Annotated in this window: 13 protein-coding genes; 3 read left to right on the top strand and 10 right to left on the bottom strand. The window is 55.3% G+C overall.

Annotated elements, in window-relative coordinates; genetic code table 11:
- Positions 1-42: 42 nt before the first annotated feature.
- A complete protein-coding gene (locus VGA14_RS02705) occupies positions 43-336 on the bottom strand; it encodes a winged helix-turn-helix domain-containing protein (protein ID WP_331002205.1) in 294 nt (97 codons plus the stop codon).
- Between the two features lie 227 nt (positions 337-563).
- Between VGA14_RS02705 and VGA14_RS02710 the strand changes: the two genes are divergently transcribed.
- Both VGA14_RS02710 and VGA14_RS02715 read left to right on the top strand, forming a co-directional pair.
- Entirely contained in the window at positions 564-1,049 is a 486-nt protein-coding gene (locus VGA14_RS02710; protein WP_331002206.1) for a hypothetical protein, read from the top strand.
- Between the two features lie 61 nt (positions 1,050-1,110).
- Positions 1,111-2,175 (top strand): aminopeptidase P family protein, encoded by a 1,065-nt coding sequence (locus VGA14_RS02715; protein WP_331002207.1) that lies wholly within the window; start codon positions 1,111-1,113, stop codon positions 2,173-2,175.
- Here the strand turns inward: VGA14_RS02715 and coaBC are convergent.
- The 4 genes from coaBC to VGA14_RS02735 are packed head-to-tail and all read right to left on the bottom strand — an operon-like array spanning position 2,161 to position 5,908.
- On the bottom strand, positions 2,161-3,402 hold the full coding sequence (gene coaBC / locus VGA14_RS02720; RefSeq protein ID WP_331002208.1) for a bifunctional phosphopantothenoylcysteine decarboxylase/phosphopantothenate--cysteine ligase CoaBC: 1,242 nt from the start codon (positions 3,400-3,402) through the stop codon (positions 2,161-2,163). The two genes, VGA14_RS02715 and coaBC, sit on opposite strands and share 15 nt — an antisense overlap.
- Entirely contained in the window at positions 3,399-4,223 is an 825-nt protein-coding gene (gene panB, locus VGA14_RS02725; RefSeq protein ID WP_331002209.1) for a 3-methyl-2-oxobutanoate hydroxymethyltransferase, read from the bottom strand. The genes coaBC and panB overlap by 4 nt, the downstream gene beginning before the upstream one ends.
- Positions 4,224-4,240: 17 nt before the next feature.
- Entirely contained in the window at positions 4,241-4,981 is a 741-nt protein-coding gene (locus VGA14_RS02730) for a 4-phosphopantoate--beta-alanine ligase (protein WP_331002210.1), read from the bottom strand.
- Positions 4,982-4,984: 3 nt separating this feature from the next.
- Positions 4,985-5,908 (bottom strand): hypothetical protein, encoded by a 924-nt coding sequence (locus VGA14_RS02735; RefSeq protein ID WP_331002211.1) that lies wholly within the window; start codon positions 5,906-5,908, stop codon positions 4,985-4,987.
- Positions 5,909-5,977: 69 nt separating this feature from the next.
- Between VGA14_RS02735 and VGA14_RS02740 the strand changes: the two genes are divergently transcribed.
- Positions 5,978-6,988, top strand: coding sequence for a phosphate uptake regulator PhoU (locus tag VGA14_RS02740; protein ID WP_331002212.1), 1,011 nt, complete (start codon positions 5,978-5,980; stop codon positions 6,986-6,988).
- Here VGA14_RS02740 and mvk read toward each other — a convergent pair.
- From mvk to VGA14_RS02765, 5 genes are read right to left on the bottom strand one after another with little or no spacing between them, the layout of a single operon-like run.
- Positions 6,985-7,950, bottom strand: a complete 966-nt coding sequence (gene mvk / locus VGA14_RS02745; RefSeq protein ID WP_331002213.1) for a mevalonate kinase — start codon at positions 7,948-7,950, stop codon at positions 6,985-6,987. The two genes, VGA14_RS02740 and mvk, sit on opposite strands and share 4 nt — an antisense overlap.
- Positions 7,947-8,795, bottom strand: a complete 849-nt coding sequence (locus VGA14_RS02750) for an MEMO1 family protein (protein WP_331002214.1) — start codon at positions 8,793-8,795, stop codon at positions 7,947-7,949. Before VGA14_RS02750 ends, mvk begins: the two co-directional genes overlap by 4 nt.
- On the bottom strand, positions 8,792-9,445 hold the full coding sequence (rpsB, locus tag VGA14_RS02755; protein WP_349257127.1) for a 30S ribosomal protein S2: 654 nt from the start codon (positions 9,443-9,445) through the stop codon (positions 8,792-8,794). Before rpsB ends, VGA14_RS02750 begins: the two co-directional genes overlap by 4 nt.
- 38 nt (positions 9,446-9,483) lie before the next feature.
- Complete coding sequence (eno, locus tag VGA14_RS02760) at positions 9,484-10,734, bottom strand: phosphopyruvate hydratase (RefSeq protein ID WP_331002216.1); 1,251 nt, start codon at positions 10,732-10,734, stop codon at positions 9,484-9,486.
- 26 nt (positions 10,735-10,760) lie between these two features.
- Positions 10,761-10,997 carry a DNA-directed RNA polymerase subunit N gene (locus tag VGA14_RS02765; protein ID WP_292642822.1) on the bottom strand — a complete coding sequence of 79 codons (237 nt, stop codon included), beginning with the start codon at positions 10,995-10,997 and terminating at the stop codon, positions 10,761-10,763.
- Between the last annotated feature and the right edge of the window lie 190 nt (positions 10,998-11,187).

Genomic DNA, 11,187 nt, shown 5'->3' on the forward strand with positions numbered 1-11,187 from the left:
TACTCCTTAGTGTTAAAAACCCTGCAGTAACTTTGTTACGCATCATAGCTTTTCCTCGCCCCTCGGGAACAGAGCCTCGTATGGCTCCAGTATTTCGCGTAGTATCGCGCGGCCCTTCTCCGCCACTCTGTACTTGATTATGGTCTTACTGCCCCACGCCTCTTCGAATCTTTCTATCAGGCCCTTCTCCACCATGTCATCGAGTATTTCCTTGTGCTTGACGTTGTTAAGGCCGCAGTAGCTCATGAGCTTGCTCTGGTTCAGCTCCCCATACTCTGACAATTTGAGCATGATGTCCTTTCTGATGTAAATCCTGTCGCGGTATTCGTGGACCAAGTTAACCAGGTTTCTCGGGTCTGGTCCTCGACGAAAAATCATCCTTGGTAATGAAACGTGGCAATATGCCGAGCTCGCAGCCGTTGTCAAGCAGCATACCCATCACTAGCAACATAGCTCCTACTTCCTAAAAGGACTTCTTGGTTGGAGTAGATTAAGTGTGCCGTAACAAAGTTACGTGACATTGGTGGACAACTGTTAATATATTTTCAAGCGTCTACATTACGATGGTAAACGCAAGATTCGTCAACAAGAAGGTGGCTATCATCGCTATCCTTGCGGGTGGGCTATTCTCTGCCGTGTTGGTGGGTTCTATGTCCATCGCAAGCGCGCAGCAGGAAGCCGAAGAAAAGCCGGAAATAACCGGCTCTGTGAACGTGGCAGAGCAGACCCGGAACTTCATCAACGAAAACGTCAAGGTGTCGTTCATTGACGCTGCTACTACCGCGCAACTGCAGGTCGAGGGCGGCAAGGTCGTAGGCGGCCACATAGGCGTAGTGCAGGGCTACCTCGTCTACACATTCATTGTGACTGACGCTGGCGGCCAGACTGGCTACAAGGTAATAGTGGACGTAGGAAACGGTGAGGTGCTCTACAAGAGTGAAGGTCACGAGATCGGCACCATGATGTTTGGCCACAGAGGATTTGGACAAGGCAAGCACTTCGGCCAGGCGTGGCAGATGAACCACCTACGCATGGACGCGGCCAACTAGGCCTCCATCCATTTTTTCCGACTGGAACGTTTTATAATACAGTTGCAGACATGCTTGCGGCATGAAAGAGCGCCGGGCCAGTATTTTGAAGCACGCCTCCAAAGTTGGCTTCAACGCGGTCGCGGCGTTCGAGCCCGAGAACGTCTTTTACCTGACGGGTTTCTGGGGTGAGGCCATAGCAGTCTGCACAGAAAGCGGCACGAAACTGCTTGCGCCCAAACTGGAATTTTCAAGGGCAGAGCAGTCGTCGGTCGACTGCGAGGTGATACCGACAGAGCGTGGCGACGAGCTTCTCACTACCTTTGTTTCAGAAATCAAGGGCGAAAAGGCGTGCGCCGATCTTAACGATTATGGCACTGCAGAGCAGGTGCGCAAGCTTGGCGGCGACATAGCGGTGAACACGGATACTTTCTTTCAGGCGCGCCGGATAAAAGACGATGTCGAGATCAAGGTCATAACAAAGGCCGCACACATTTTAGACAAGATGTATCAAATTTGTGCGGACGAAATAAGAATAGGATTGTCAGAGCGCGACCTGCAAGCCAAACTCATCTACGAGGCAATGAAGATGGGCGCAAACCCGCCGTCATACAAGTCGACGCTCAACCCGCTAATAATAGCGGGCGGCCCGAACGGTGCACTTCCCCACGCAGAAGTCACGGGCCGCAAGTTCCACAAAAAAGACATGATAGTGGTCGACTTGACCCTGAGGCACCAAGGGTACATCGCCGATGCGACAAGGACTTTTGCACTTGGCAGGCCGACAGCAGAGATGGCCCGAGTATACGGTATAGTCAAAGAATCACAAAAGGCCGGCCTTGACGCGGCGAGGGCGGGAGCGACGGCAGGGCAGGTCGACGACGCCTGCCGGGACTTGATAAGAGAGAAGGGCTTTGAGAAATACTTCATCCATTCCACAGGCCACGGCATAGGCCTTGATGTCCACGAGCCGCCCTGGCTTAAACCAAACAACGACGAAGTCCTGCAGGAAAAAATGGCGGTGACAGTCGAGCCGGGCATCTACCTTGCCGGCAAGTTCGGAGTCAGGATAGAGGACAGTATAATTGTCACGGCCCGAAGGCCAAAGGTGCTCAACAGGTACACAAAGGAACTAGTTGTGCTTTAGCTTCTGCACAACAAGATTTAGTAGCTTGCTCGCGACCTGTTGCTTGCTTGACTCTGGAATGTGCGATACTCTCTTTTTGCCGTCGACTATGAACACCTCGGCCGTGTCAGAGCCTGCTGCCGATCCTTTCCTGCCAAGGTCGTTTGCCACGACGAGGTCCGCGTTGCACTCTTTTAGTTTATTGAAAGCTTTGTCGACAAGCGCCGAGTCGGAAACGTTGTAGTCCGCCTTGAAGGCTACCAGGAAAACGTCCCTGTCCATTTTTTTGATCTCGTCAACTATTTTTTTTGTCGGTACAAGCGGCAGCTTGATTCCACCGGACCTGGTGTCAAGTTTCTTTGCCGACCTTGACGCAGGCTTGAAGTCTGCAACCGCCGCGGCCATTATTACTACATCGGGTCCCTTCTTCAATTCCGTCAGCACTGCGTCGCGCATCTCATCGCCAGTGCCAACCCTGATAACCTTGGAAGCTGTCGGCGTTTCCGTACCGTGGCCATAAACGAGCGTGACCTGCGCCCCCATGCCCTCTGCCTCTCTTGCAATGGCCGCGCCCATCTTGCCCGAGCTTGCGTTTGTGATGACGCGTATGGGGTCTATCTGCTCGGCGGTGCTTCCTGCGGAGATTAGAATCTTCATGCCTGCAAGCGGCCCCCCTTTACCAAGCACCGCGATCGCGGCCCTTAACATGTCCTCGGGCTCCGCGACCTTGGCCTTGCCCTCCTCCATCGTGGGCTCGACGAACGTGGCGCGCTTTTTCAGCCTCTCGACGTTTTGCTGGATGAACTCGTTTCCGTACATCGCCTCGTGCATCGTCGGCGCGATGATTACCGGTATCTTTGAGCCGAGTGCGACGCTCAATACCGAAGTTACGGGGGTATCATCAATGCCACTGGCAGCCTTGCCTATCGTGTTTGCCGTGCACGGATACACGATAACTAGGTCGGACATGTCGTAGTCTGCAAGGGCGACATGCTCAAGCCTGCCTGTCAGTTTCGTGACAACTTCGTTGCCGGTAGCCCACTCCATCATGTCTGCATGCAAAAGCGTGGACGCCGTGGACTGGCTCATAACTGCGTGCACGTCCGCGCCGCGGCGCATGAGGAGCCTCGCCATGTCGATGGCGCGGTAAGCGGCAACGCTCCCGGTTATGCACAGTACTATCTTCTTGCCGGCAAGCTCGCTTCCGTCAGAGCCGGTGATGTCCTTGGACGGGTGAACGCCCCTCATTTCTTCCGCCCCATCTTGCCTGCCTCGTTCGGGTCCATGTGAAAGGTGTTCTGCTCGCCGGGGAACTGGCCTGCCTTGACGTCCTGCGCGTAGCTCGTGACAGCGTCGAGTATAGGCTTGGCAAGCTCGGCGTAGCGCCTGACAAACCGGGGCTTGATGTCCTCGTATATCCCGAGCAGGTCGTGCAGAACGAGCACCTGCCCGTCGCACCCGGGGCCCGAGCCTATGCCGATTGTCGGCACCGACACCTTCTTCGTTATCATCTCTGCCGCCTCGCTTGCTACCATTTCAAACACTATTGAAAAGACGCCGGCGTTTTCGAGCGCCTTGGCGTCCTGGAAAAGGCGCGCAGCCGACTCGGCGGTCTTGCCCTGAAGCCTATAGCCCTCCCACAGCGACGATGTCTGAGGCTTCAGCCCGATGTGGCCCATGACCGGCACGCCTGCGTCAACTATCGCCTTGACCTTGACCGCTATTTCTGCTCCGCCTTCCAGCTTTACTGCGTCGCACCCCGCTTTTATGAACTGGATGGCGTTTTCGATTGCCAGGCTGGTACTTGGCTGGTACGAGCCAAAGGGCATGTCGCCCACTATCATCGCCCTCTTGGCGCCCCTTGCCACCGCGCCGCAGAACATCAGCATCTCGGGCATGTTCACAGGTGCCGTGCTTGGGTGTCCAAGGACTACCATGCCGGCGCTGTCGCCGACCAGCATGACGTCGACGCCGGCCCTGTCGCAGATGAGCGAAGTCGAATAGTCGTAGGCTGTGAGCACTGCAATTTTTTCTTTGCCCTTCATCGAAGCAAGGTCGCTGACGCTCACCTTCTTTTTCTGCTGCGCTATTTCGCTCCACCCCTGATTATCGCAAGCGACTCGGCAAGGTTTTCGTCATTGTCGAAGTTGTCGACCAGCTGTTGCAATGTTGTCGCGTCCTTGCCTTTCAGGGCGCGGGCCTCCTGCACGAGCGCAGGCATGGACCTGACAAGGTTGTCGACAATCGTTATCCTGGCTGCCTTGGCGGTTCTTGAGAGTGGGTTGAGGTCGACCGTTATCACGCCCTTGCCCATCCTCGCCAGCGCCTCCGCCCTGTCGCCGTCCTCCAATGGGACAAAGACCATGTCCGCGGCAAAGATGCCGTCAGGGTCGACGCGCCTGCGCTCGCTTGAAAGCTCGGGTATCCTGGCAGACGCCCTTTCCCCTACGCCCAGCACCTGCCTTGCGCCGTGCCTTTCAAGCTCCGCCTTTATGGCAAGCTCGCGTTCGTCCGTCCTGTAGAACAGGTTGACCTCTATTTTGGCCCCTGTAACGCCGGCAAGCTCCACAACTTCTTTGGGGCAGAGCGCGGCGGCGTTGCCGTTGACCGACAGTACGGCATTTTTTGAAAGCAAAAGCAATGCTGCCGCAGCGCGCACGGCCTTTATCGCAGGCTCGGGCGTCCTTTCGCCAAGCAAGTAGTCAAAGGCCTCGCCCCTGCCGTGAGCTATCAGGCCCTCTGCGACTACAAGGTTCCGCCTAAAGCCGTCGACAAGCCTCTCCCGGGTCATGAGAGACCGTGCCCTCGGGTGGTCCGTTGGTATCATCGCCTAGACTACCCGCGCCCCTCTGCGGTCGATGTCGCAGACAAGGAGCGTTCCTTCAAATCCTTTCAGGATTTTTGTGGCCTTTTCTGCCCTGCCCTCTGGAACGATGGTGAAAACGGTCTGGCCAAAGAGCGCTATCCCGCACCCAAAGCCCGCCGATTTTAATGCCCTGACCGGACTGGCGCACCTGTCATTTGCGAGGCCTAGGGTCTGCGCAAACTCGAACGACATGTCAAGGAAGTCGCCCACGCTCCTTGACTTTGACAGGTCGTGTAACATCCTGCCGCCGAGGCCGTTTATCTCGTTCATCCTGCCTGCAAGGAACGCCTTGGTGGATATGGGCGCTATGCACAGCACTATTGCCTTGTAGCCTTCAAGTGGAATGCTGTCGACCGTGCCGACGCCGGGAGCCCCTGCTGTCCTGCGCATCTCAAAGCCGCCGAAATACTCTGCAATGACTGTGCCAAGACCCGTCTTACACACAACCTCTGCACTGTGCGCTATCTGCGCCGCCTCCGCACTATCGAGCCCCGCGCCAAACGCCTCGTTGAGCGCGTAGCTGAGGCTGAGAGCCGCCGCGCCACTCGACCCTAGGCCGTACCCGACAGGCACGCCTATCTCGTGCTCGACCTTTACGAAATACGGCCTGTCGGCGTTTCTTAGGTAATGGTCGACGACCCACTGCGACACCTCGGCTTCATCCTGCCTGGCGGCCTTGCCGTTTAGCAGTATCTTGGAGCCTGGCTTGCCCGAGTAAACGTAAACAGTGGTAGTGATGCCTTTGTCGATAGAAAATCCCGCGCCCCTCGATCCCCTGTAAAGCGGGTCCGTGCCCTGACCGTGCGGGATTTCAAAGAAACCGGTCACGTGGCCGGGGGAGAACGCCTTGGCTACAGCTAAAGGCGCCGTAACCAGTGTCGATGCCATGCAGCTGTTTATAACGGTCAGAAAATATAAAAATAATGTTTAATTAGTTTAAATGCCTTTATACTATTTATGACGAGGTACGCAAGGCGCCTTCAACAGATAGGAAGCAGCTTACTGGTCTCGCTGCCAAGTGAGTGGATAAAAAACAACAAACTGCAAAAGGGAAGCATAGTCCCCATCGACGTCAACCGCGACAACACGATATCGATATTCCCCTCCGAATCGGAAGCGGAGCACACCAAGGAGGCCGCTATACAGTACTCGCCGGCATCGATGGACTCGCTTGTGAACCAGGTCTACGGCGCGTACCTGCTTGGATACGACGTGATACGCGTGCGAGCTACGGGCTCAATATCGTATGAGGACGCCGAGCGGTTCAAGCGGGCGATGCGTAAACTTGTCGGTCTGGAGATAGTGGAAGAGGACGGCAGGAACATCACCTCACAGTTTCTACTCGACCCGAACACGCTTGACGCTGAAAAGATCCTGCGCCGGCTCAACTCGCTTGTCGCCGGCATGTTCAAGGAAACGGTGGAAGCAATACGCGCAAGGCAGAACACGGTCCGCAAGTCCATCGACGCTCGCGACGACGAGGTAGACCGGCAGTATTTCCTGCTCGTCAGGCTGATAAGGAGCGCCATGATGGACCAAAGGCTTGCCGGAAAACTCAACCTCAGCAACATCGACATACTCGACTACAGGATCGCGGCAAACCTGCTCGAAGGTGCCGGCGACTATATCGTTGACCTTGCTTCCATGCAGAACTTTTCCCACATTGACTTTGTCGACAGGTTTATGCAGGCCAGCGAGCTTGTTGAAAAGATGCAGGAAAAGGCAGTTGCGGCGTACATCGGCAAGAACAGGTCCGAATCGATAGCCGTGCTGAGCCTGTACGGCAAGTTCACCGAGGTAATAAATTCGGTAAAGGGCATGTCTGCAGCTGCCAAGGGCCGGAGCGCTGAGTCGACTGTAGCAGTGCTGAACCTTACTTACTCGATGGACAGGATAGCAAAGTGCTGGGTTGACGTGGCGGACCTGGTAAAGCCGGTCCACCTGGTGGCGCCTTTGAAAAACGACTAGCCGATGACCAGGCCTATGGGGTCTATCTCGACTTCAAACGCAGCAAAACCCTCAGCCTTTATGTCAGATGCTATGCGCTCGCTGTCCTCCTTGCTTGCTGCAAGCGCGATTATCGCGCCGCCACCGCCGGCACCGGTCATCTTGGCGCCAAGCGCCCCCGAGCTTTTCGCCACATCTATCAGGTCGTCAGCCTTTTCGTGCGAGACGCCGAGCCTATTCAGCAATAGCTGGCTTTCGTTCATGAGCACACCCAACTGCTCGATGTTCCCGGAACCAAGCGCCACCAGCGCCTGGTTGCAGATGTCCTTTGCCTGCGACATCAATCCAGCAAACACCATCTGGTTTGCCTCTTTCAGCTTCCTGACACTTGACACGAGCTCGCCCGTGTTGTGCTTTATCCCTGTGTCGCCGATTACCAGGGGGAGCTTCGTCTTGGAATCGACCTTCTTAAAGCCGCCGCCCCTGCTGTAGTGGATCAGGCCGCCAAAGGTACTCACGAAGCAGTCAGCGCCTGAAGAGTTCTTGTGTATAATGCGCTCGGCCTCGATGGCGCCTTCGCATATTTTTTTCTTGTCAGGCCTGCCAAGAAGCGACTCGACTGCCGCGATGGTGGCCACAAGAGCGGCGGCAGACGACCCGAGTCCTACGCCGTACGGGATGTCCGACTTTATCGTTATCTCGAGGCCCGTTTTCTGTTTTCTTGCGTCAAGGGCCTGCTTGGCTGCAAAATACAGTGGGTCCAGTGCGTTCCTCGCATTCACGCCTTCTATCAACTTGAATGTCGAACCTTCAAACTCGCCTGAAGCGATGTCTGACTTTATGGTGACCTTGCCCTTCTTGCCCTTCTTGGCAGACACCGATATGCGCCTGTTAATCGAAGCCAGTATGGCGGGGTTGCCGTAAACCACGAAATGTTCACCAAAAAGTATTATCTTTGCCGGAGCCGACGCCTTGCCCTTCAAACAAACACCACCGATGAATACCCTACTACCGCGCCTGTGTCACCTGTAACGTCGCCGCTTGTCGCGTATTTGAGGAGCTCGCCTTTAGTCGCGCCGAGGCTTTTCGCCGCCACCATTATCGATGCAATGGCGCCGTAGCCACAAGCCGAGACATCCATCCGCTCAAGCACGCTGTAGAATTTTGGAACGTCAAGTTCGAGCATGGCGCCTATCAGCTCGTTGTCTTTCTTGTGGGCCGATTCGTTTGGCTCGTAGTGCGTTAGATCGGAAGACGCAATGAGCACCGTGTTGTCGCTCTCGGCGACGGTGTCTGCAATCGCCTTGCCAAGGTCAAACGCGGTATCGATGTCCTGCATTATTAGGATCACAGGCACAATCGTAAACTGGTCGCGTATGTACTGTAAGAAAGGTAGCTGAACTTCAAGGCAATGGTCGCGGCTGTGCGCCATGTCGTCAAAGTCCACGACGCCCGACCTCTTGGCCATGCCCTGCGCCCAGATGCCGTTCACCTCGACTTGGCCAAGCGGCGTCTCCCACACGCCGTCTTTCATCGTGGCGACGCCGGAGCCTATGCCGTAGTGGTTCGGGCCCACTATCACGGCGTTTGAAAAATCGTGCGCGGAGATCTGGTAATAGCCGTTTGCCGCGACCGCGCCCGAGTACATGTAGCCTGCATGCGGCGTCACCATGCCGTATATCTTGCGCTCCGTCATTGTTGGGGGAGGCATGCCTGGCCCGAACTTTTGGTTTCGGAAAGATTGGTCCAGAGCCGTGCGTAGCTCACCGGGGTTTGAAGGGTAAAACATGCCGGCAACGGCCGGCGATCGTCTGGTCGCCTTGGTCAAGATATTTCCTCGACTAACTTTGTCTCAAAGTCGTCGATTGATATCTTCATCTCGCTGTCGGACTTGATCTTGCCCTGCTTTTTCAGGACTTCTCTAGCCAGGAGCCAGTAGGTGGTGGCAAGCGCCTTCCTGCCCCTGTTGTTGGCCGGGATTGTCAGGTCGACCTTTGATGTCACGTTGTCGCTGTTTGCAATCGCGATTACTGGGACGCCCGCTCTCGTAGCCTCTATGACGGCCTGCTGGTCTGCCTGTGGGTCTGTTACAACCACTATTTCTGGCTCCATGTAGTCCGGAAGCGACGGGTTGGTAAATGTGCCTGGCATGAACCGGCCCAGTATCCTGGTAGCGCCGGTCAGCTCGCAGAACTTTTCAATCGGGGTCTTGCCATACTCTCTCGCTGAGGTGACTGCGACCTTGGAAATGTCAGCCCTGCCTATGAACTTGGCAGCGACGTCAATCCTTGCAAGGGTCTTGCTGATGTCCAGGATGTACAGGCCTTCCGGGTTTGCGCGTACGATAAAGGGCGCCATGAACTTTGTCTTGACCGGCGTTCCGACCCTGATGCCTGTTGAAAGTATCATCTTTTCTAAATTGTCAGTGTCAATGGAATCCTGGCCCTCCGGGCTTTCCACCACGGGAGTCTCTTCCATCACGGCCTCCTCGGACGGAGAGGCTTGTTCGGGATCGCTCATAGTGTAGAGGACAGTTCGGCCATACCATCTATTAAATCATACTCTGACATGCGCACGAGCTCGTTCAGCTTCGCTATGCGCTCGCCACCGAGCACGCCCGTCTTTAACATCTTGGAGCCGGTGGCGACGGCGATGTGCGCGATGTGCGAGTCTACTGATTCGCCAGACCTGTGGGACGTTATGATGTTTATCTTGTTTTTCGTGCACTCTTGCGCAAAAAGGACCGCGTCATGCAGGCTGCCTGCCTGATTTACCTTCAATATGGCGCCGCTGCAGGCGCCGTAGCCGACGGCTTTTCTCACCATCCATGCGTTTGTGACCAACATATCGTCACCCGTGACGATAGCTTGCGGGTTCTTTTTTGTCAGTACTGCCATGCTCTCAAAGTCAGTTTCGTGCACAGGATCTTCTACGTATGCGAGCTTGTAGTCACGCACAAGCCTGCTGGCAAACTCTATTTGCTCGCCCGTGTCCCTCTTGATTCCCTGTCGGGCATAGTCGTAAATCTTGTTCTGCTCGTCCCAGAACGACGAGCTGGCAAAGTCTATGCCAAGGGCCATGTCCCTACCCAGTTTGTAACCGCAATTATTGACTGCCTTTTCTGCTATCTTTAGCGCCTGGTCATTTGTCGCGTTGGGGGCCCAGGCGCCCTCGTCGCCCCTGCCATAAGTGAAACGGCTGTCTATAGACTCGATTACTTTTCGCGTCTCTTTGTGGAGGTTGAAATTCATCTCAAGCGCCTGGACGATGTCCTTGGCACCGACAGGGCAGGCAAGTATCTCCTGTATGTCCGGGGTGCCAGGACCGGCGTGGGCACCGCCGCCGATCAGGTTGCCAAGCGGGAACGGGAATCGGTACGGCCTGTTTGGGTTCAACAGCTTGAACAGTGGAATTCCTTTTGCCCTTGCCGCTGCGTCCACGGCAGCTATGCTGAGCGCGTACGCCACCGAGCCGCCTATCTTAGAGTAGTTGTCTGTGTTGTCTATTCGGCGCAAAACGTCGTAAATTGCCTTTGTATTGGAAGCGTCAATGCCGACGAATTTCCGCTTGTTTGCGTTGAACGCGTCCAGGGCCTTTTCCGGCTTGTTGTCTGGAAAGCTCTGCGCCTCTAATTTGCCGACGCTTGCGCCAGAGGGCGCGCACGCCCTGCCAGCAAACTTTTTGTCAACCACAACGTCTACTTCGATGGTCTTGCTCCCGCGGCTATTGAACACAATCCTTGCCTGCAGCGATGTGATGGAAGGCAACAATCTCTTGCCAGCAAGTTCGTTATTTATTCTATTTCGGTCTGGATTTCAGACATTCTGCGCCTTAGTGCCTCGTAGTAGGGGATGATCTGGTAGATGGTCTCGACGCTTGATATGAACATACGTCTGCAACAATACCTCTTAATGCCAAGCGAGTCCATCACTTTTGCCGGGTCTTCACCTGACTTGACCCTGTCTGAATACTGGCCGTGCTTGTCAGCGATGAGCGCGCCGCAGGTGAAGCAGCGAACTGGAATAAGCATCTGGACTTGTTGGCGATGCTGGCTTATAAAAACCATTACAGCGCAAGGGCTCTGTAGAAACCATCTGAAAACCGCAGACGCTGCTCGATTTCAGAACCAAATAATGGTGTTTATCACCATCAAAATGCTGTCGTTCTTGCACGTCAATTGTCTAAATGAACGAATTGCAACATGGTTTCTACTGAGCCCA

Origin of the sequence: Nitrososphaera sp. (genome assembly GCF_036397675.1) — an archaeon.
Lineage (GTDB): Archaea > Thermoproteota > Nitrososphaeria > Nitrososphaerales > Nitrososphaeraceae > Nitrososphaera.

Excerpts from the sequence above, each read along its gene's own strand:
- VGA14_RS02710 (WP_331002206.1), top strand. The coding sequence starts at position 564 with ATGGTAAACGCAAGATTCGTCAACAAGAAGGTGGCTATCATCGCTATC.
- VGA14_RS02715 (WP_331002207.1), top strand. The coding sequence starts at position 1,111 with ATGAAAGAGCGCCGGGCCAGTATTTTGAAGCACGCCTCCAAAGTTGGC.
- coaBC (WP_331002208.1), bottom strand. The coding sequence starts at position 3,402 with ATGAGGGGCGTTCACCCGTCCAAGGACATCACCGGCTCTGACGGAAGC.
- VGA14_RS02730 (WP_331002210.1), bottom strand. The coding sequence starts at position 4,981 with ATGATACCAACGGACCACCCGAGGGCACGGTCTCTCATGACCCGGGAG.
- VGA14_RS02735 (WP_331002211.1), bottom strand. The coding sequence starts at position 5,908 with ATGGCATCGACACTGGTTACGGCGCCTTTAGCTGTAGCCAAGGCGTTC.
- VGA14_RS02740 (WP_331002212.1), top strand. The coding sequence starts at position 5,978 with ATGACGAGGTACGCAAGGCGCCTTCAACAGATAGGAAGCAGCTTACTG.
- rpsB (WP_349257127.1), bottom strand. The coding sequence starts at position 9,445 with ATGGAAGAGACTCCCGTGGTGGAAAGCCCGGAGGGCCAGGATTCCATT.
- VGA14_RS02765 (WP_292642822.1), bottom strand. The coding sequence starts at position 10,997 with ATGCTTATTCCAGTTCGCTGCTTCACCTGCGGCGCGCTCATCGCTGAC.